Origin of the sequence: Streptomyces sp. NBC_01450, assembly GCF_036227505.1 — a bacterium.
Taxonomy (GTDB): domain Bacteria; phylum Actinomycetota; class Actinomycetes; order Streptomycetales; family Streptomycetaceae; genus Streptomyces.
The window spans coordinates 1-20,226 of sequence record NZ_CP109480.1 but is presented as its reverse complement, the minus strand read 5'-3'; the positions used below and the strand labels follow the sequence as shown (position 1 = coordinate 20,226).

The 20,226-nt window shown below is 66.8% G+C and carries 21 protein-coding genes and 1 pseudogene; 11 read left to right on the top strand and 11 right to left on the bottom strand.

What is annotated here, in order from left to right; genetic code table 11:
* Positions 1-4 precede the first annotated feature (4 nt).
* The gene (galE, locus tag OG568_RS00110; RefSeq protein ID WP_329529709.1) at positions 5-1,000 is read right to left on the bottom strand and encodes a UDP-glucose 4-epimerase GalE; all 996 of its coding nucleotides are present in this window, start codon (positions 998-1,000) and stop codon (positions 5-7) included.
* Between the two features lie 48 nt (positions 1,001-1,048).
* Positions 1,049-1,531, bottom strand: a pseudogene (locus OG568_RS00105) (nSTAND1 domain-containing NTPase); the annotation flags it as partial.
* A gap of 244 nt (positions 1,532-1,775) precedes the next feature.
* On the opposite strand from OG568_RS00105, the gene OG568_RS00100 reads away from it, so the two are divergent.
* Positions 1,776-2,210, top strand: a complete 435-nt coding sequence (locus OG568_RS00100; RefSeq protein WP_329536653.1) for a hypothetical protein — start codon at positions 1,776-1,778, stop codon at positions 2,208-2,210.
* On the opposite strand, the gene OG568_RS00095 is transcribed toward OG568_RS00100, so the two are convergent.
* Complete coding sequence (locus tag OG568_RS00095; RefSeq protein WP_329529708.1) at positions 2,128-2,394, bottom strand: ATP-binding protein; 267 nt, start codon at positions 2,392-2,394, stop codon at positions 2,128-2,130. The genes OG568_RS00100 and OG568_RS00095 overlap by 83 nt on opposite strands.
* Here OG568_RS00095 and OG568_RS00090 point away from each other — a divergent pair.
* From OG568_RS00090 to OG568_RS00055, 8 genes are all read left to right on the top strand, one after another.
* Entirely contained in the window at positions 2,350-2,595 is a 246-nt protein-coding gene (locus OG568_RS00090; protein ID WP_329536652.1) for a hypothetical protein, read from the top strand. The two genes, OG568_RS00095 and OG568_RS00090, sit on opposite strands and share 45 nt — an antisense overlap.
* A gap of 65 nt (positions 2,596-2,660) precedes the next feature.
* On the top strand, positions 2,661-2,849 hold the full coding sequence (locus tag OG568_RS00085; RefSeq protein WP_329529707.1) for a hypothetical protein: 189 nt from the start codon (positions 2,661-2,663) through the stop codon (positions 2,847-2,849).
* Entirely contained in the window at positions 2,846-3,232 is a 387-nt protein-coding gene (locus OG568_RS00080; RefSeq protein WP_329529706.1) for a DUF6415 family natural product biosynthesis protein, read from the top strand. Before OG568_RS00085 ends, OG568_RS00080 begins: the two co-directional genes overlap by 4 nt.
* Before the next feature lie 691 nt (positions 3,233-3,923).
* Entirely contained in the window at positions 3,924-4,148 is a 225-nt protein-coding gene (locus OG568_RS00075) for a hypothetical protein (protein WP_329529705.1), read from the top strand.
* Between the two features lie 572 nt (positions 4,149-4,720).
* A complete protein-coding gene (locus tag OG568_RS00070; RefSeq protein WP_329536222.1) occupies positions 4,721-5,065 on the top strand; it encodes a phosphotransferase in 345 nt (114 codons plus the stop codon).
* A 126-nt stretch (positions 5,066-5,191) separates the two neighbouring features.
* Positions 5,192-7,099 (top strand): AAA family ATPase, encoded by a 1,908-nt coding sequence (locus OG568_RS00065; protein ID WP_329529704.1) that lies wholly within the window; start codon positions 5,192-5,194, stop codon positions 7,097-7,099.
* 533 nt (positions 7,100-7,632) lie between these two features.
* Positions 7,633-8,685: a hypothetical protein gene (locus tag OG568_RS00060; protein ID WP_329529703.1), complete on the top strand. Its 1,053-nt coding sequence runs from the start codon at positions 7,633-7,635 to the stop codon at positions 8,683-8,685.
* Positions 8,686-9,047: 362 nt separating this feature from the next.
* Positions 9,048-10,298, top strand: a complete 1,251-nt coding sequence (locus tag OG568_RS00055; protein ID WP_329529702.1) for a hypothetical protein — start codon at positions 9,048-9,050, stop codon at positions 10,296-10,298.
* Positions 10,299-10,687: 389 nt separating this feature from the next.
* Here the strand turns inward: OG568_RS00055 and OG568_RS00050 are convergent, their stop codons facing one another.
* Complete coding sequence (locus tag OG568_RS00050) at positions 10,688-11,653, bottom strand: hypothetical protein (protein ID WP_329529701.1); 966 nt, start codon at positions 11,651-11,653, stop codon at positions 10,688-10,690.
* A gap of 258 nt (positions 11,654-11,911) precedes the next feature.
* On the opposite strand from OG568_RS00050, the gene OG568_RS00045 reads away from it, so the two are divergent.
* Positions 11,912-13,222: a serine/threonine-protein kinase gene (locus OG568_RS00045; RefSeq protein ID WP_329529700.1), complete on the top strand. Its 1,311-nt coding sequence runs from the start codon at positions 11,912-11,914 to the stop codon at positions 13,220-13,222.
* Positions 13,223-13,230: 8 nt separating this feature from the next.
* Positions 13,231-13,380: a hypothetical protein gene (locus tag OG568_RS00040; protein WP_329529699.1), complete on the top strand. Its 150-nt coding sequence runs from the start codon at positions 13,231-13,233 to the stop codon at positions 13,378-13,380.
* 252 nt (positions 13,381-13,632) lie between these two features.
* Here the strand turns inward: OG568_RS00040 and OG568_RS00035 are convergent, their stop codons facing one another.
* The 7 genes from OG568_RS00035 to OG568_RS00005 all read right to left on the bottom strand — a co-directional run bounded on the left by OG568_RS00035 (position 13,633) and on the right by OG568_RS00005 (position 19,771).
* Positions 13,633-14,595 carry a hypothetical protein gene (locus tag OG568_RS00035; protein WP_329529698.1) on the bottom strand — a complete coding sequence of 321 codons (963 nt, stop codon included), beginning with the start codon at positions 14,593-14,595 and terminating at the stop codon, positions 13,633-13,635.
* A gap of 835 nt (positions 14,596-15,430) precedes the next feature.
* Positions 15,431-16,213 carry an IS630 family transposase gene (locus tag OG568_RS00030; RefSeq protein ID WP_266624874.1) on the bottom strand — a complete coding sequence of 261 codons (783 nt, stop codon included), beginning with the start codon at positions 16,211-16,213 and terminating at the stop codon, positions 15,431-15,433.
* A complete protein-coding gene (locus OG568_RS00025; protein ID WP_266624875.1) occupies positions 16,102-16,572 on the bottom strand; it encodes a helix-turn-helix domain-containing protein in 471 nt (156 codons plus the stop codon). Before OG568_RS00025 ends, OG568_RS00030 begins: the two co-directional genes overlap by 112 nt.
* A gap of 140 nt (positions 16,573-16,712) precedes the next feature.
* Positions 16,713-17,756, bottom strand: coding sequence for a DUF1259 domain-containing protein (locus OG568_RS00020; RefSeq protein ID WP_329529697.1), 1,044 nt, complete (start codon positions 17,754-17,756; stop codon positions 16,713-16,715).
* Between the two features lie 341 nt (positions 17,757-18,097).
* Entirely contained in the window at positions 18,098-18,340 is a 243-nt protein-coding gene (locus OG568_RS00015) for a hypothetical protein (RefSeq protein WP_329529696.1), read from the bottom strand.
* 341 nt (positions 18,341-18,681) lie between these two features.
* Entirely contained in the window at positions 18,682-19,203 is a 522-nt protein-coding gene (locus OG568_RS00010; protein ID WP_329529695.1) for a hypothetical protein, read from the bottom strand.
* A gap of 196 nt (positions 19,204-19,399) precedes the next feature.
* Entirely contained in the window at positions 19,400-19,771 is a 372-nt protein-coding gene (locus tag OG568_RS00005; protein WP_329529694.1) for an ankyrin repeat domain-containing protein, read from the bottom strand.
* Between the last annotated feature and the right edge of the window lie 455 nt (positions 19,772-20,226).

Genomic DNA, 20,226 nt, shown 5'->3' with positions numbered 1-20,226 from the left:
GGATTCAGTCCTTCAGCATCGCGTTGCGCACCGGGATCCAGTCCAGGGCGGAGCGGATGCTTTCCTCCAGGGACAGCTTCGGTGTCCATCCCAGGAGCGTCACGGCCCGGTCGCTGGCGGTGTACCCGCCGGCGACGTCGCCGGGGCGCGGATCGGTGTCGACGGTTGCCAGGGGCGTGCTCACGACGTTGTTGAATGCCGTGTACAGCTCCCGGACGGTGGTGCCGGATCCGGTGCCCAGGTTGATCGCGGTCGACGGCTTCGACCCGGTGAGGATGGAGTCGAAGCCGTCGACCGCCGCGATGTGGGCCGCGGCGAGGTCCCAGACGTGCACGTAGTCACGGATGCCGGTCCCGTCGCGGGTCGGGTAGTTCACCCCGGTGACCGGGAACGGCGTGCCCTCCTGGTGGGCCTGGATCAGCTTCCCCAGAGCATGGCTGGGCCTCTTCAGCTGCAGACCGGTGCGCAGCAACGGGTCGGAGCCGACCGGGTTGAAGTAGCGCAGCGACAGCACCCGCATCTTCCCGGCCGCCGCGATGTCGGCGAACATCTCCTCGCACACCGCCTTGGTCCGCGCGTAGGGGCTCTGCGGCACCAGCGGCGTGTCCTCGGTGACGGGCGAGCCGTCCTCCGCCTGGTAGATGGAGGCCGAACTGCTGAAGATGAGGCGGTCGCAGCCGTTGCGGTGCAGGTGGCCCACGAACGCCAGACTCTTGGCGACGTTCGCCTCGTAGTAGCCGATCGGGTCCGCCACCGACTCCGGCACCACGATCAGCGCCGCACAGTGCACCACGGCGGAGATGTCCGGGTGCTCCGAGAAGATCCGGTCGACCAAGGCACCGTCCGCGATGTCACCCTCGTAGAAGATCCGCCCCTTGGTGAACTCCCTGCGGCCCCTTACGAGGTTGTCCAGGATCACCGGCGTGATCCCCGCGTCCAGACAGGCCGAAGCAACGGTGCTTCCGATGTACCCGGCCCCACCCGCGATCAGGACAGACACGATGATCCTCTTCCCGGCCTCGTTCTAAACCCGATAGGCAACGAGCAGCAAGGCTAGCGGTGTTCCGGCACGCAGCAGGGAGGACTTGCCACTGCCGGACGGCCCGAACACCGCCCCGAACCTCTGCCGGCGCAGCAGGACCAGAAGGCCGGCGGTGAGCCGGTCGCGGCCGAAGAACCGGTCACTGTCCCCGGTCTCGAACCGCACCAGTCCCTTGTACGGCGGTTCCGCTCTGTCCTCGTGATCCGCCTGGCCCAGGACGGCGATCTCGTCCACGGCCTGCTTCCACCGGGCCTCCCACTCGGCCGCATCACCCCCACACGCCGCCGCGTAGGCCAGTACCACTGGCAGCGTGGGCAGCTGCTCACCGCCGGCTGCCTGCGACAGCGTCGTGATCGAGTAACCGGCCCGATCCGCCAGCACCCGGTAGGTGACCCCGCCCGACTCGGCACGCAGTCTCCGCAGTTCGAATGCGAACTGCTGCACCGGGCCGGCTCCCGGATCCACCGGCACCTCACGACGCCCCGCCACGCCCCCACCCCCGTCAGCTGCTTTTGCACCAGACCGGCCAGCCACGCTACGGACTCGCCACAAGCCCCGGAAAGATCGCGTCCGGCCATTGTTTGGCCGCCTGACCTGCACTGCCAAACAATGCGCCGGCCGCTGAACTCGGTGTTGCGAGCGGCGAAAGGTCGCTCTAGGGGGAAGCACCTCTGCCTCGTTGTGGCTACCTGGCCAATATCCATCGGGTCTGCATGAAGGAAGAAGGACGACTGTGAACCTCAGACGCGCCCTCGGCACAGCAGCGACCGCTGCCCTCGCCGTCGGACTCATAGCGATTCCCGCCCAGGCGACGCCTGCAGCTCCCACGGCTCTGGTCACGTATGCGGGCAACAGCCCGGACGGCAGTTACGCGCAGGTGGACTACGAGTACACGGCCCGCGGCGACGGCTGGTTCAGCACCAAGGTCCGCAATGGCTACGTCTACAACATCTCTGGAGGCTACGCGTACACGTACCTCATAATGAAGCAGACGGTGCCCACCAACCCGCGCGCATCCTCCGTGCTCGCCTGGGCGCCGGACGGAGCGTCGGATACGCAACTCTTCTACGGCGACGAAAGCAAAACTAAGGACGTGCACTTCTACGTGTGCCTTGGGAGTAGCTCGGACGAAGAGCAAGGCGGCTGTGTGCAACTGCGCAAGCTTTAGCCTCAATCTTGCGTGACGGTCTGTGGCTGGTGGCGGGCAGACCAGTGGCCCGGCCCAGCGCGACCGACAGCATGGTCTTGCCGACCCCGGGCGGGCCGACGAACAGCACGTTGGAGGCGTCGTCGAGGAACCGTTCGTCGTGTTCGAGAACGCCGACGCCACCCTGCGTAGGCTGGCCCGCCACTGGGAGACGGTCTGCCGGCCGGGCGACCCGAGGGTGTCCCCGGCCTTCACCGCGCTGACCGACGTCCTGTTCGCCGGCGGCATGGTCCGCATGAACGTGCTCTACGACGGTGACCCCACCCTCAGCGTCCTCGGACCGGAAGGCCACGAGCAGTTCTCCACTGTCATCCTGGGGCAGGTCCCCACCGGCACCTTTCGTTGAGGACGGAGCGGCGGCCTCCGTAGCGTCGAACGACACCGACGCACCCAGCAACGGAGGCGGTGCCCATGAGCGCACCCACGCCCGCCGGCCCCGCACCACACGGCCCCGGCCTCCAGCCGCCCGACTTCGGCCGGCCCTCCCCGGCGCTGATCGCCCGCGCCGACCGCGGCTACGCCCGCTTCCTCGCCGTCCAAGCCCCGGACGCCGCCCCCGGCGACCACGACCAGGACGACGACGCGGCGGGCCCCCGATGAGCGACACGCACGTCGTGCTCTACGACCCCCAGGGCCTGATCGAGGCCGAACTCCCCCTGGACCGCGCCCCGTACGAGGCACTGGTCACCGCCGTCCTCGCGTGGAAGAACCCGGACCTCGAACCCCGCGACTACGAGCAGATCGCCCTCCAGCTCACCGGCCACACCCGCGCAGTCGCCGCCGACGTCCGGCGCCACGTGGCCGCCCTGCCCAAGAGCGACGGCCGCGGCGCCCTCGCCGAAGTCATCCTCCGCGAAGCCGACAGGCGCCTGTCCGCACCGCTCAAGGGCACAGCCCAGTGCGTCCAGAACCGCGCCCGACTCGTACGGGCGCTCTACAGGCAGCTGGACCGCCCCACAGAACCCCTCCCGGCCGCCACATAGCCCGAAGAGGGAGCAGCCCAAGATCCCAGGGCCTACACGCACGCCAGTGCGATTGATGGTCTACACGGGAGTGCCAGTGGTCGTTCGTCTGAATCCGGCTACTGAGCCGTGGTGACGCACTGACACTTGCTGCCGATCGGCGGCGACGCGTGTGGCGAATTCCCAGGTCAGTCTCGTGCAGACCAGCAGCCACGACGATCGCACTCGTCAGCGCCGGGTCTGGTTTGAGGCGGCGGCCACAGTCCAGGACGCCGCCCGCTACGCCCGAGCCGAGTGCCTGAACCGTTTTGAGGTCGCGCAGGAGCTACGGCGTGCCGTGGGGACTTCCGCAGCGCAAGGGGCCAGTAGGACATCCCATGTAAGCGGGCACGGTACGCCGGTGGGCACCGCGCGCACGCTGCTGGCCGGCGGTGGTGCGCTCCAACGTCGGACCGTCTCGTATCACGGACTGGCTGGTTGTGCGGTGATGTTGAGGCAATCCGGTCTTAGAGCAGTGCGGTGCGGTTGGCTGGTGGTCGGTAGGCGCAGGGACTGGCGAGGCCGGCATATCGTCGATCCCTGTTGTGATCCGTGAACCACGACCCGGACTCCTACACCAAACCGGCCGCCTGCGGACGCCCTTGCTTCCGCCTGACCCTTCTCAGCTGTACCTGAGCTTTGCTGTCGGCGCGGAACTCAGTTCTGACCGTTTATGGTCGAACTGAGCAATATCCGTCGCCGGTTCGACCTCAGTTACGAAGGTGTCGAATCGGTGGATGCCCTGACGTTGTTGATCTTGGGTGCGGCAGGCGCTCTGAGCGTCCTCTTGTTCACAGTGCGCGGCCTTTTGGACCAGCTTCCCGAGGTTTTCGAGGCTTGGCATCGGGCTAAACGGGCGATCCGCGATCGAGCTGGTGACGACGACAGGCCCTCCTGATGCCTCTTCAGGTCCACCTCGACCTGGCGGCCGCGCTCGCGGCCCTCGCCAAAGGCAGTGCCCGCGCCGTCGCCCTCTGCCTCGACCATGCTGACCTGCCCGACCTCTCACCGTGACGTACCCGCACAGCGCCCTCAGCGTCCTGTACAGCGCTGTCGACCCTTTTGCGGCCCGAGTGCACCGGGGCGGCGATCGACGCTCACAGCGCAGGCGATCAAGGATGGGATCCCGGGTGGGCTCACGGGAGAGGGCCTGGGCCGGGCCGCACAGGGAGCGTTCACCAGCCCCGCCCCGAAGACCGCGCTGCGTCGGCCAGACTGCCTGGATGACCACCAGGCGGCGCCGTCTCGGCGCGGGCCCGAACACCACCCCAACCGCCCCGGCCGAAACGGTCAGCACCCGCCGGCTGCCCGCCGAACGAGTCGAGCCCGTCGTGCTCCTGGAGGACCAGGGCACGGCTGGGACGAACTGCTCTCCGATCCGTCGGCCGACCTCGCCCCTGTCGCCCGTGACCGACTGCGGCAGCTCGCCGAACTGGAGCGGCCTGGCCAGCCCTCGCTCACGGGGACCGGATCATCCACGGCGACCTGCGGGCCGACAACATGGTCCGCGACCACGACCGCGGCGTGACCTTTGTGGACTGGGCACACGCCACCACCGGCCCGGCCTGTATCGACGCCGCCTCCCTCGCGCCGCAACTCGTCCTCGCCGGACACGCGCCCGCAGACATCGCCCGCCTGCTCCGCGACCACCCCGCCACCGCCAGCAGCCCCGACACCACCACCGCGTTCCTCGCCGCACTCACCGTCCACTGGCACCGCAACGCCCGCAAGCTCGCGCCCCCGGCGCCCCCGGACTGCGCGCCTACCAGCACCGCGCGGCCGCCGCCGGTCTCGCTCTCCTCGGCTACCGACTGAGTTGGAACGCCAGCTGTCTCGCTCTCGTGTCAGTGGCTGGTTGGCCCCGTGTCAGTGACGTGCCAGCCTTGCCCGGTACCGGCAAATGTCTCGAAGTGTGGGGTCAAGTAGGAGCAGACTGGTCGGATGCAGCTCACTCAGGTGCGAAGTCGCCTCTTTCGCAACATCGTTGACAGCGGCGACGTCGCTATTGCGCCGGATGTCACGGCGCTGGTCGGCAAGAACGAGAGCGGGAAGACGGCCCTGCTGACGGCGGTCTACCGCTTCAACCCGGTCTATCCCGAGCACTCCTTCAACCGAGGCCAGGACTATCCGCGCTGGCGGAAGGTCCAGGACACCCGGTCGGGGGAGATCGACAAAGCGAAGCCGATCACCTGCTCCTTCGAGCTGGACGACGACGACCTGAAAGCCATCGCCGACGTGCTCGGCCCCGGTGTGGTGACGGATCGTTCCTACTCCCGGTCCATACCGTATGAGGGCCGACACACGGCCGACCTGCTGGTCGACGAAGGCGTGGCCCTGTCGAACCTCTACGCGGACAAGGACGTGCCGCCCGCCCTGCGCAGCGTCCTTGGAACCCGAAGCATGGCTGCGGCCGTGGAGCAGGCCGAAGGCCTGGAGGTCCCGGAGGACTGCGGCTACACCTCGGAGGACGTCACCGGCTTTGTCGCGGCCGCACACGAGCGGCTGACTGACAGCGCAAGCGCGTGGCAGCGCGCGGTGCGCATCCTTCGCACGCGCGAGCCGAAGTTCTTCTACTTCAGCCTCTACCAGAATCTCCCTGGTCGGATCGCCCTCGCGGACCTCAACGGTCAGGAGGAACAGCCCGGTGCCTCCCCGAAGCAGACCGCCCGGGCCCTTCTGGAGCTTGCCAGCACTACGACCGGGGCGTTGTCGGCCGAGGACTTCGAGGAGCGCAAGGCCGAGCTCGAAGCGGTGAGCAACGACCTCACCCAGCAGGTCTTCGAGTACTGGAAGCAGAACCAGGACCTGTCCGTGGAGATCGACCTGGACAAGACCACGGTCAACACCCCGAACGGGCAGCAGGCCGTCGCCACCCACCTGGACATCCGCGTCAAGGACCGCCGGCACGGGTTCACCAACAACTTTTCCGCCCGCTCCAGCGGCTTCCAGTGGTTCTTCAGCTTCCTCGCCGCGTTCTCCGAGTTCGAGAAATACCCTCACGGCGTCGTCGTCCTCCTGGACGAACCCGGACTGAGCCTCCACGGACGCGCCCAGGCCGACTTCCTGCGCTTCATCAACGAGCGGCTCGCGCCCGTCGCCCAGGTCATCTACACGACCCACTCGCCGTTCATGGTCGAGACCGCCCGGCTCGACCGCGTACGCATCGTCGAAGACCGCGGACCGGACACCGGCGCCGTCGTCACCGACGAAGTCCTCTCCGTCACCGACGACTCGCTCTTCCCGCTCCAGGCCGCCCTCGGCTACGACATCGCGCAGAACCTCTTCGTCGGCGCTGACAACCTCCTGGTCGAAGGAACGAGCGACTACACGTACCTCACGCTGATCAGCGACTTCCTCAAGGAGAAGGACCGCACGCACCTCGATGACCGGTGGCGCATCCTGCCCGCCGGCGGCGCCACGAACATCCCCGCCTTCGTCGCTCTCATCGGCAGCAACCTGCAGGCCACGGTCCTCATCGACAGCACGCCCGCCGCCGTCGCCAAGCTCAAGAACCTCACGGGCAAGGGACTCCTCGCCCCCAAACGCCTGCTCACCGACACGTTCAGCGATGGCGTCAAGGGCAGCGACATCGAGGACCTGTTCTCCCCGGGGGACTACCTCAAGCTCTACAACGCCGCGTTCGGCACCGGGCTGAAGGTCAGCGACCTCAACGGCAACGACCGCATTATCGCCCGGATCGGCCGCGCGACCGGAGCCTCATTCGACGAACACGGACGCCCCGCTGACGCACTGCTCCGCAAGCGGGACACTCTCCTGCCCAAGCTCTCCGAGACGACCCTCAGCCGCTTCGAGCAGCTCTTCACCGCCATCAACCAAACCCTCGCCTGACCCCGCGGGAAGCACACGAAGCAGCGGGCCGTCAGTCGCTGACGGACCACCCATGCAAAAGCTGCTTCTACGCCGCCCAGCCGAGACCGAGGCCAGCCAGCACCTGTCCTCGGATCCGCCGCCCGCGAGCAGTTCGCCACCGTGATCCTCGCGCGGGTCGGCACCAACACCTGGCAGCGGCTCGCCCCGATAGCCGGCCCCGCCCCGAAGCACAGCGCGCATCCGGGCCGCGTCCACGTCGTCCAGGACGGCACCGCCCACCAGACGCAGGCGCTCCCTCCTGACCGACGCCGAAGCCCCCAACTGGCTCGCCGCCACGGCGGCCGGAGAGAGCTGACCCCGCCTCGGACCCACCACGGGCCCCGGAGGATCAGCTTGCCCCGGGGCCCGACGCGAGTGCGACAGCCGGGTGTCTCGCTCTCGTGTCAGCGGCTGGGCGGCTGCGTGGCAGTGACGTGGTCGTCTCGCGTCAGCCCCGTTGTCAGTCCCCCTCCGTAGCCTTGGCGCAGAGTCATCTGCGACAGGAGGGCAACGTGGCCCGCAACTCCATCAATCAGCGTGCGATCGAGAAGCACCTCAAGGAGATCGCCAAGGGCTATGAACGCGCGGCCCGGCGAAACCCGATCCGCGTGCCGATCCAGACGGAGGCGTCTGCAGAAGGAGGCGCGTTGCCTGGCCGTGACACCGCCGAAGGCGCTCCGGTCCTGTCCCGGCTCCTGCTCTGGCTGGAGGAGAAGGCCCAGCTCAGTTCCGGAAGCTACGTCAACGTGGCCCGGTTCGTGGAGGAACAGCAACTGGATGGCGAGGACCCGTTGGTGCTTGCCTTCGAGTTGGAGAAAGACGACCTGGTCAAAGTACTGCGCGCCTATGGGGGCATGCCCCACGTGTATCTCACCGACGCGGGACGCGCCGCGATCCACCGGTTGAAGAAGCTGCGGACAGACCGCGCCGCTCGTCTCCGCTGCACCATGGACGCCTTCCTGCGGTGGCTGTTCGACACCGCCGGCAACCAGCAGCCCGCCGACCCGGCCCTCTTCCTCACCTCGCCTGCTGCCTATTTCGCCGGGTCCGCCATCTCCAGCGACGACCTGCACGAGGCCCTCGCCCACCTGGTAGAGCACAAGCTGATCGAACTCATCGACACCGACCCCGCCACAGTCGCCATCACACCCCAGGGCGTCAGCTGCGCCCTGGCAGGAGGAAGCGTGCAGGACCACATCAACCAGCCCCGCCCCGGCACCACGTACAACAACTACATGCCGAACGCCAAGGGCGTCATCATCGGCGAACAGCAGCACTTCACCCAGACCAACACCGACGGCGTCGACCCGACGTTGTTCGCCCAGCTCGCCGGGTACATCGGCCAGGTCAGCACCACCCTGGGCATGTCCGACGCGGACCGATCCGAGCTGGAGCGCGTCGCCCAGGACCTCCACACTGAGGCGACCTCCGAGAACCCTGAGCCGGGCCGCCTGCGCCAGTTCGCCACCCAGCTCAAGGACAAGCTCCTGGAGGCCGGTACCACCATCGCGGCCACGATGGGCGCTCAGATGGCCGACCAGGCCCTCGCCGCGCTGATCCAGTAGCCCTTACGGCAATGCCACGAGCCCTGGAGGATCCGTCATGACATCCCCGGGGCCCGGCTCGGGGGGCGCAACGTCCAACGACGTTCGACGTTGCGGCTCCCGCCGTCGTGCGTGGGTATTCGACTCTGGCGGTCCGCGCCGTCATGGCCTGCGCTGCGGCGCATCAAAGCTCGTCAGCGGTCACGTTGTGGCCACCTACCGGGAAGGCCGACGACCCGTCATGCTGAACTGGGGCGAACCAGCACACACCACATGACCGAACTCTCGTGACCAGCATGAATCACGCTCCGCCCTAGCTCTAGCCCCAGCGCCGCCTGTGCCGCAACGGCAAGGCCCCGATGCTCGCTGAAAGGAGCAGAGCCGTGCTGGACAGTCACAGCGAAGACGATATTGAACCCGAGACCGATGAAGAACTGTTTCGAAACCCCGTCTGCTATGAGCCGGCGGGACGCAACCTGGACCTTGAGCGGGACGACCTCGGGATCCCTGAAGTGCCGGGACTGCTGGCGACGCTTGTGAGCATGCGCGGACGGGTCCCCGTCGACCGGCGGGGACTCATCTGCCCCGACTGTCGGGACCTTCGAGGCAGGCGCGTTGCCATGTATCTCGTCCAGCGTGACGGCGTGTGGCTGGCATCCCACTACCGGAAGCCAGGCGAGAAGCCCATCAGTCACGAGTCCGACGAGCATCTGGCCAGGAAGGAACGGGTCGCAAAAGATTCAGAAGACCATGGCTACCGAGCCGACATCGAGTCGGCCACGCCGGACGGCCGTGCTCGGCTCGACGTTCGCATCAAAGGCGATAACGGAATTGTCCTGGGCTACGAGCCCCAGCTAAGCCTTCAGTCCGCCCGCACCATGCGTCTCCGTGAGCGATTTCGCCGCCGCGCCGGCATCCGATCCGTCTGGGATTTCGCGGATCCCGATCACGACGGCCTCGGCATGGTCCCATACGTGCGCACGCCTAACCTGCCGGCGTCTGTCATACGTGTCCAGAAGAACCCGATCGAGGTCCGAGACGGGAACTATGTGCTCGAAGATGTGCGATGCAGCCCTGGCGGAGCCATCGCCCGTTGCCCAGGGAAGCCGTATGACCCGGAGAACCCGCTTTCCGATGCTTACTGCGGTCGCCAGCATCTGATCCTCATGCCTGAGCACCAGTCCAGCGCCGCCTACGACACGAGTAAATCGGCACTGACGCTCACCCGATTCATTGTGGAAGCGGCCGGCGGAGCGCGTGTGCCCTTTCGTCGAAATGGCATGTACGGCTGGCTCCCCTCCGACCAGTGGGACCGATATCTGTCAGCGAACGGGCCGGAAGAGCAGTCCTCGAGCGAAGACCGTAGCGCAGTCCGCCGCGGCGACAGGCGAGCCTTGTGCACGGAAGACCGGCCAGCCACGGAAGCTCGCAACGAGCCCAAGAAGCGTTACGAGAGTCGCACCGTCGTCCTCGAGACCCGCGAGGTGACACCCCAGCCCGCTCTGCCCGCGATCGACGCCTCCGGCCAGCCGATCCCGCCTTGCCACATCTGCGGTCAGCCAGCCAGCCTCCGAAATACAGAAGATAAACCCGAGCACTATTCGTGTCGTCAACGGCAGGGTGCTCCCTCCTGAGACTCCAGGACGCACGCCCAGAACGCCCGCTGCGCCCAGAACCGCGCCCGCCTCGTGCGGGCCCTCTACGGAACGGCTGGACCGGCTCACCGAAGCCGGATGGGGCCACCTTTGCCGTCCCGTCGCCGCAGAAACGAACACGGCGCCCGCCCCGGGCATCACTCGGGACAGGCGCCGTTGTCGATCCGTCAGGCAGCCCAGCCCAGCCGAGCCCGAGGGCGGCCAGTACCTGGAGTTTGTCCGCAGTGAACTTGGCGCGCCTGCTTGGTGTTGGACAGAAACACCCCGAGCTTGACCTCTCTACCGCCCTCAACGCTCTACGTGGGCCTGTGAGACCGTCACAGAGCCCGTACGCGCCTTCGTCTTGGCGCCGTCGTCCGGGCGCTAGATCATCGGCCGCCGGCATCGTATCTGTCTGGATCCCAGTTCGCATCGATTGTGGGATCGTCAGGATCATCATCGGGGAGGAACTTGGGATCCGGTTCCCAGTTCACGTAGAAGTCTTCCGGTGGGACATCGAGGATGACTTCGTCACCGAGGTCTCCCAGCTCCCAGAACTCCTCATTCTCGACATCGATGCCGCATGCAGAGCAGGCGAAGATGTAGGGGGTGAAGACCACGACGGGCTCGTTCGTCTCGTCGAGGTGGGTGTCGCCCACGAGCCAGCCCCTCGAACCGCAGGCAGGGCACGGCCTTTCCTCGTCGTATTCCATGTAGCCCGGGGGCTGCTGTGTGATGGTGGCGAGCACGACCTGACGCTCCTTCGGCGCCAAGTGCCCGTAGCGCTGCTCGAAGACGGCCCGCGCCTTGGCGAGCTTTCTCTCTAGCTGGATGCGGGCGGCTTTGACACGTTCCTCAATCAGCCTGTCGTGCAGGGACGTGTAGCTGCCCCAGTAGCTCTCCGGAGCGATCTGCAGCTCAGTGAGCAACGGGTCGATCAGCCGAAGACACGTTGTGAAGACGGTCTGGACTTCGGAGACGTCGTGAACGCCGCTGTGCGCGACCCCATTACGCGCGTTCGCGACTGGCTCGAGGGCCTTCCTGTCGATCGGGATCTGCTTGCGCAGGATCTTGTGAACACGAGAGTGAGCCTCAACGAGGCCGATCGTCTTTGCCTGACTTGCCGGAGCAGACGCATGCGTGCCATGGCCAGTGGCGTGGAGCAGCGAGTCGAAGTCCCTGGCCTCGACTATGAGCGCCGGGTGCAGCGTCGCGAGGTAGGCCTTCAAGAGATGCTCAGCGGCGATCCCGGCATGATGCACCGCGAAGTCAAAGGACTCGGTCCCCTGGCTGAATGCCGTCAGCGCCGCGGTCATCCACTTCTGCGAAGACAGTTTGAGCTGTTTGGCATCCATGGAAGGACCCTAGGGCTGATGAGACAGCGGCGAGGTCCACTTTCCGTGCTCAGCCAGCAGTCGCGCTCACCGCCACGGCGGCCGGAGAGATCTGACCCCGTCTCGGACACGCCACGGGCCCGGGAAGCAGACACCCGGGGCCTGGCTCGGAGCGCGCGGGACAACACGGATCCACCGATGTCAGTGGGGGCTGAGACCATAGAACCGGGCGAAACCGCCCTCACGGGACAGTAGTTGACGATGGAGACAATGCGCACCATGAGACTGGCACTGAATGAGGAATGGGCTGTCGGCGCCCGCATCGGGGGTGGCGGCTTCGGTGCCGTGTTCGAGGCGGAGAACCCCGCCGGCGAGAAGGCGGCGGTGAAGCTCGTGCCCAAGACGCCGGGCACCGAGCGCGAGATGCTGTTCACCGACCTGGACGGCGTCCGCAACGTGGTGCCGGTCATCGACAGCGGTGAGCACGAAGACCAGTGGGTGCTGGTGATGCCCCGCGCCGAGAAGTCCCTGCGCGACCACCTCCAGGAGCACGGTCAGCTGCCCCTCAACGAGGCGGTCGCCGTCCTGTCCGACGTCGCCGAAGCACTCGCCGACCTCAAGGACCGCGAGGTCGTCCACCGCGACCTCAAGCCGGAGAACGTCCTGCTGCTCGGTGGCCACTGGTGCCTGGCCGACTTCGGCATCGCCCGCTACGCCGAAGCCACCACAGCCCAGCACACCTACAAGGGCGCGGGAAGCCTGCCGTACATGGCACCCGAGGTCTGGAAGTACCAGCGGGCCACCGGCGCGACCGACATCTACGCCTTGGGCGTCCTGGCCTACGAGCTCCTGGAGGGCGCCAGGCCCTTCACCGGACCGGCCGAGCACGACTACCAGGAGCAGCACCTGCACGGAACCCCGCCACCGCTCACTACTGCTCCGCCCCTCCTGGCCGCGCTGATCACCGAGTGCCTCTTCCGGGCCCCGCAGGGCCGCCCCGCGGCTGGCAACGTGCTCGCCCGGCTGGGGCAGATCCCCGCGGCCCCGCTCTCCGGCGGGCTGGCCGCGCTCGCGCAGGCCAACCAGGGGGCGGTCGCGCGCCAGGCCGAAGCTGACCGCCGGGCTTCGGCACACGCCACCGAGGCCGACCGCCGCAAGACCCTGGCCGAGGCCGCCACGACCTCCTTCTCCTTGATCGCCGACGCCTCCCTCACAGCCCTCACGGCTGCCGCTCCGAGTGCGGAGGTCCGCAAGGGCAATCAGGGAGGCTGGGCCGTCCGGATCAACGACGCCCAGCTGACCCTGTCCGGACCGAGGGAGACCGCCCCCGAGGTCTGGCGCACCACCTCGACGCCGGCGCCGTTCGACGTCATCGCGTCCGCGATCCTCTCCCTGAAGGTCCCCGCCAACTACCACGGGTACGAAGGCCGCAGCCACTCCCTCTGGTACGCCGACGCGCAGACGGAAGACCAGTACCAGTGGTTCGAGACCGCCTTCATGGACACCCGCTGCGCCCCACCACGGGAACCATGGAGCCCTTCGCGCTCGACCCTCACCACGAATCACGCGCCGCCGTCAGCCCGGGGATGATGCATCAGGTGGCCTGGCCCTTCATCCCGCTCGTCATCGGGGACCTGGACGAGCTCATCAGCCGGTGGGCCGACTGGCTCGCCCAGGCGGCGACCGGCCGACTCACCCACCCCAGCACCATGCCCGAACGCGCCCCCCAGGGCTCCTGGAGGCGATGACCACACGGGGCCGTCTCACAGCGGCCCCGATCCGAGCGCAGAGCGAACGGCTAAACGGCGATGGGGCCGTACGTCCTATCGCACGGCTGGCTCGTTGGACCGGGCATGACGACGACGTACGACACGGCTCCGCGGCCCGTCCCGAAGGCAGAAGACGCCATCCCGGACGGTCCGCTTCGACCCGAGCGAGTCCCGGGAGATCGACCAGCTGTCGCGATCCTTCTCCGCCTTGTCGGGACTTGGCAGAGGCGGTCAGGGGCCTCGATGGCCGTGGCGTCGAAGGAGGTCGGTGAAGAACTCGGTGAGCATCTTCTCAGCCGATGCGCGGTCGGATAGTTCCTGCCCGCCGATGCGGTACACCTCATACCCCTGAAGGGTGAGCCGTCGGTCCTCCGCCATCATCGCTCCGTACCGACCGGAATCGGCAAGCGGGGGCGCGTTCTTCTGCGGATTGTCGCGGGAGTAGTGCTGGATCCCGTCCACCTCAATCACGGCTCGGGCCCGGTGGTTCATGAGCATCAGGAAGTCCATCCGCTGGCGGGCGAGGGCAGGCCGGCCCTGCCGCTCGGCGACGGTGTAGGGGTCATAGTGCAGGTACACCTGCGGGATCAGCGCCGGGACATCGAACCCGAGTTTGACGTAGGTGTCGAAGACCAGCTCCTCGGCGCCGTTGCCACTGAGGGAGCGGCGCAGCCGGCCGCGCAGTTCGCGACGAGCCTCGTCCGGGTCACCGGCAGAGTCGGGCCGTCGGCTCTTCCACCAGGCGGCCAGGTCCGCCCAGCTCAGCCCGTGCTCGCCCAGAGGCCGGTCGTACACGAGGCAGAACTCCTCGTTCTCGACGATACGGATCGCGTTGCCGATGGAGTCCGGGAGCACGATCCGTGGTTTGGGACCGTCCGCGGCAAAGATGAGGTTCTTCATGTCCGTACTGACACCGTGCAGGCCCAAAGGCGCCAGAACCCGGTGCAGGTCCTCGTTGCTGTACTCGCTGACCACGCGCCGGGCTACGGTCACGAGCGCAGGGAGGTCCATGTCCTGGAGCCGCGCCCTGACATAGGACTTCTTGCTGTTGTAGGGGTCTTCATCCGGCTTCTGCGGTGCCAGCCCCAAGTACTCGCACACAGCTGCCAGATCCTGGGCCTTCACGTGTTTCCACAGAGCCTCAGCGATGGCATTGCGAACCTTGAACAGCGGCACTCCGCCCGGTGAGGTCATCACAACATCATGGACGGGACGCTGACCCCCCGGAAGACGCAGTACGGCAAGGGAGCCACGGCAGGAGCACGACAGCAGCATCCTCCGCGTCAGGGTGTACACGCAGCAGCCCTCGCCGGCCCTTCGGCTCGCATCCGCGTACACATAGTCGGCAGGGGGAGTGGTCAGAAGTTTTGGGGCAGCGGGCAGTTGCCTAACGGCCCGCCGCAGCTCCTCGTCCTCGGACGTCCCGACGCATCGGGACGGCTGCGTACGCGGTGGGCCGGACCGATTGTCGCTGCTCCCGGGCCGAGGGCGGGGTATTTGTATGGGGGTCGGCAGTTCCGGTCTCAGGCCCCGCCACCGTTACTTGAGTCCGTGTGCGGCGGCGATGTGGGGGCGTTGCGCGAGGAGGGTTTCGAGGCGGCTTTCGGGCCACAGGTCGATGTGGGGCGCTGTGCCCTCAGAGTTGTGGCGCTCAGCCCAGCTCACGGCGTCGGCGGTGAACCGGCCGCTGGTGGCGATCACAATTCCGCGTACGAGGGGTGGAGGGCGGCTGAGGACACGGGGTAGTCGTCGTCTTGCGTCGGGGGTGGTGTGGTTGGGTTGTGGGGGCGGCGAGCACGGCGAGCTCACGCGGCGGCCGTACGCCGGTTTCGCGTACTCGAGTGGAGGGGTGGTCAGCGCGGCTCCGCCGTCGCCCAGCCACACGGTCTTCCCGGCGCACCAGAGTGATCGAAGTGGAGTATGAGCGGCCGGCCAAGTCCCGGTAGTCGAGGAGCAGCTGAACCGGGACCGAGTGGTCTCGCACGTCCCCAAAGATGAGTTGTTGCACGTCACTAGTAGACTGTCGCAGCTAATTCCTGGGATAGAGGTGGCGCAGTTTGATGCGTGCGTCGTGGGTGGTGAACTGCCAGTCCACCTGACGTTGGTCGGTGTTGGTGGCGTTCTGCCAGGCTGAGAGTTCGGTGTTGAGGGTGTCGAGGTCGCCGATCCGGCGGTCGAGACATTGCCTGGTCAGCGCGGAGAGTTCGATCTCGGCGATGTTGAGCCATGACCCGTGCTTGGGCGTGTGGTGGATCTCGAGGCGCTGAGCCAGGGCGAAGGCCTCTTCTGGTTCGAATGCCTCGTACAGTGAGGCGATGCCGTGGGTGTTGAGGTTGTCCATCACCAGCACAACCGTCTCGGCATCGGGGTAGTCCACGCTCAGCAGCTGCCTGACCTGGCCGGCCCAGTCGATCCGGGTCCTCTGGGACAGTGCCTGAACTCGACGCCACCCGCGCAGGGGTTCGACCCATACGAAGATCGAGCACGTGCCGCAGCGGATGTACTCGCTGTCCTGGCAGGCGTCGTGACCTGGGCGGGCCGGGAGCGGGTCGCGGACATGGCCGAGGAGCTGGTAGGGCTTCTCGTCCATGCACACGACCGGACGTGCCGGGTCATAGGGCCGGGCATAGACGGCCAGTACGTCTTCCATCCGGGCCGCGAACTCCGCGTTCGCCCGTGGTGGGATGGTCCAGCACTTCTTCAGGTGAGGACGCAGTTCCGTTTTTTTAAGACCCGGCCGATGGTGGAATGGTCCAGATCGGGGATGTCCTCGACCAGTGCGACGTGCTTCTCCAGCAGCCGCAGCGACCACCGGGTATAGCCCTGGGGTGGCTGTGAGCACGCCATCGCGATCAGCCGGGCTTCGACCTCACCGGTCACCGGTGAGGGCACCGGCGGGAGGTCGCGCTTCTTCCGCGCGATGGTGGCGTGAACATCGCCACCGGTTTCGGTGAAACGCTTGGCGACCAGCCGCAACGTCTCACCGGAGACGCCGAGCCGGGCCGCGATCACCTCCTGCGAGCCGATCCCGCCTGCAGAGGTGTCGAGTGCGAGCAGCACCCTCGCCCGCCTGATTACCGAGGCCGGATGAACCCCCGTCGTGGTCACCCGGACCAACTCCTCGCGGTCCTGCGCGGTCAGCACCACCGGCCTCTTCTTCTGCGAACCCATCGCACCAGTCCTGTCCGGCAGAGCGGGAGAGGAATCTGCCAGACGCAAGCCTCTCAATCAAACAGCCCATACCTAAGCAGCGACACGCTACTAGGGCTAGAGCACCACCACCCCAGTCAAGGGGCCGGTGCTCATGCTCATCAGGCACCCGTCCCCTTCATCGGCGCGACATTGGTGGCGTCCACGACGGGGCGCAGGCGCCGCGCCAGGGTCACGGCGTCGCCGACGGCCCAGTAGTGGACGAAGAACAGTCGGGGCTGGTCGGTGAGGTTGTGGTGGTGGAGCTCGACGAGGTCGGCACCGCCGCGCCGGAGCCCGGTGAGGACGTCCTGGACCTCGTCGGCGATCACGGCGAAGTCGCCGCTGACCGCGGCTCGGCCGCGGCCGAGCGGCTGGAAGTTGAACGAGGTGGTCGAGCCGAGGCCCGGGGGAAGGAGGAGGTGGCCGTCGGTGATGGCCTCCCGGCGGACGAACGTGCTCTGGTAGACGCCGCTGTCGGCGGTGCCCTTCGTCCCGAGCGCGGCGTCGATGGCCGCGGTGTCCAGGTCGAAGCGTACGGCGAGGGGCACGCCGGGGGGCACGGCGAAAGCGGCATGGGCCTTCGGGAACGGGGTGGCGGTGCGGTCCAGGGCGGCGCGCAGACCGCGGGCGACGGCCACCGGGTCGGTGCTGTGGGCGTGGAGGTGACACCACCAGACGTCGGGCCGCTGGGCCAGCAGGTGCTTGTGGATCGCGGTCTGCCCGATCCCGTGCTCGTACAGGGCGTCGCTGAACGGCTGGAGTTCGCGCTCGGTGACCACCGCGTCGCCCATCAGGAGCGAGCTGCCGTCGGCGTACCGGACGAAGGACACATGGGAGCCCAGGGCGAGCGCGGGGTCGATCATGATGCCCCGGGAGACCACGTGGAGGTCCCGGCGCAGCAGGGGCGTGTGGTACATGAACCGCTTCATCCCGCCCGGTGCGCCGAGGGCCGCGCCCACGTCCGCCCAGTCGGCGAGTTCGGTCATCACCGGCGGGACCGGGGTGTGGACCGGTTCGGCCCCCGGTCCGGCGGTCGCGGCACGGGCGGGGGGAACCGCCCCGATCGCTCCGGTCAGTACGGGCGCAAGGGCGGCGGTGGCCAGCACGCAACGCCGGGACGCTGTCGGTCTGGGGTCGGCGTGCTGCTGTCGGTCATCAGTCATCTCATATGCCTCCTGGCGCGATGGAAGCACGGGAGGACACCCGGACCCGTGATCGGCACCGGCACATGGGCCCAGGTGGGCTAAGCGGGCTGGAGCGGTCGGATGAGCCCACCGCACTCCACCGGACGAGCCCGGGTCTAGCCGTACAGCTCTTCGACCTGTCCCGAGAAGTCGCGCATGACCGTCTCCCGGCGCAGCTTCATCGACCCGGACGGCTTCGCCTACCGGCCGCTGCACCCGCGCTGGCACACCGTCATGGACGGCGGCCTCGACCCACCATCGGCGACGTCATCACCCGGTTCGGCACGTGGGCGAAGCTCGGATTCAGGCCCACCGGCCACTCACCCCGCCGGGGCCTGGCCACCAGTGGAGTGACCCCCGAAATTCCGACACCATGACCAAAACGGGATCGCGGCGTACTGGTGGTCTTCCGGTGTGGGCACCGGGCGACCGAACTCGTGGTGGAAGTAGTCGACCAGATCGGTGCCGTAGCAAATGATGTCCGTCTGGTACATCGACAGCACGGGCGTGCCCGTTCGGTTCGGATCCGCCAGCAGACACCGATGCGAGTAGATCGGCACCATCACCGGGACCTTAGTCAAGTAGATGCGAGCCACCTCCAAGGCGTCCTGAGTGCCCGTCGGCCGCGGATCCCACTCCGGATGCCAGACCGTGGTGTCGGCTAGGGTCGGCAATCCTTACGACGCCGTGGAGGCCCGCGTGGTCACCCGAGAGTAGGACTTGCCGGCCTCGCGGATCCGCTCGACGGACACGGAGAACCAACGAAGCCCCTCGATCGTCGGCGTGTTGAATGAGATCACCACACCAACGACGAGGGGCTTCGCCTTGTTACCTACCCTGACCCACCGGATTCACCCAGCAGGTCGAGATGAAAGGGGTCCGGTCGGTAACGTTTCTTGAACCCTCAGTCTCTGAGATGAGATGGCAGGGAGAGCTTTCCCGAAGCCTTCAGGGCATGGAGTCGCTCGCCAGGATCGATCACCTGGAGAATCTGGTAGGCGTATGCGACCAGAGCGGGCGAGCGATTCGCTACGACTTCTGCATAAAGCCCCCACAGTCCTTCCCTGGCGATGTCCACACATGCGTCAGAGACATCGGCATCCTCATTGTCGACGAGACCGAGAAGTAGGTCGAGAGATTCGACTCGCGCCGCCAATGGTATGTCGCTTGCCAGTCCCGCCATTAGTACAGAAGCGACAGAGGGTGCCGGCTCATGCGGGAAATACTGAGTGAAAACATGTTCAGTGATTCCCGTGTTCAGAGCTTCTTCGCGAGTTTGAGCTCTGAAAAATCGATAGAGATTGGCCGGCAGGTGGGCGGCACTCGCGGAGCAGCCACACTTCAACTTTGCCCAGTCTACTAGGCTGATCTCATTGTCGACGAGTTCCATCACGCTCATTTCTTTCCCCATCTTCCGCCCGGCCATCCCACCCACCTACGGATTCGTGTATGTGCCTCTACCTGGTGTTCCCGAAGCTGAATCGCAGTCATTTACAGCCTTCCTGACGAGTTATTTCCCGACGGTTCATCAGGCCGCGATGTCACGTGTGCAGGGTGCGTGGCGGCACGGCTCCGCACAAAGATGCTGCACAGATTTCAGCTCCAGGTTTCTACCGGGCGGTTCAGTTCTCAGACTTCTCACTGCGTGCGAGGAAACGTTGGAGCAGCCGCATCGCTGGTTCGTGGTTGTAGTGCTCAGCGATCTGCAGGGGGGTCTCCCCATCGGCAGCCGGCAGGCGCGGATCAGCGCCGTAGGCCAACAGGATCGCAGTGGCAGCAGTGTTCAACAGGTGCCCCGATTGCAGATGACCGTCTCCCTCGACGTCGATCGAGTGAGTGAGCAACGTATGACCGAAGCACAGCTCGTTCGGGTCTGCTCCGGCGTCCAGGAGCGCGGTGAGCACCTCGTACTCACTCATTTCCACGGCCGTGTGCACGGGCGTCCATCTCTCCACATCACCAAGAGGATTCACAAAATTCCTGTCATCATCCACCTACGCCTCCAGTCCGCTTTCAGTGTTTTCTCTGGAATCGAGCATCAATACCCAGAGGGTGTCCCTTCATTCTCCCAATCCTACATGCTGCATCAAATTAGAGCAGGCGTTGCACCGACACCCGACCCGGACGAGAAACCCCCACCCTCATAGCCAGCCCGGCCCGCGCCAGCGGGCCCCAAGGTTCTGGAGGCGCAGCCGGAAGGACCGTCAGGCGGGGGAGCGCAGCGGACCCGCCCAAGAGTGCGCAGCACCCCCCAACTCCCGTACAAGAAAGCTAAGTAGCGGGACATGACACACCGTCACCTCAGACAGCGCGCAGCGCGGCTCGCCGGACGCGAAGCGGCCGGCCCCCTCAACTCCCGAAGCGAAGCGAAGGGAGTTGGCCAGGCGAAGCCCGGGCGCGGTGCGCGACGCGAACCGCGCCGCTTGCATATCGCGTAGCGATATGGTAC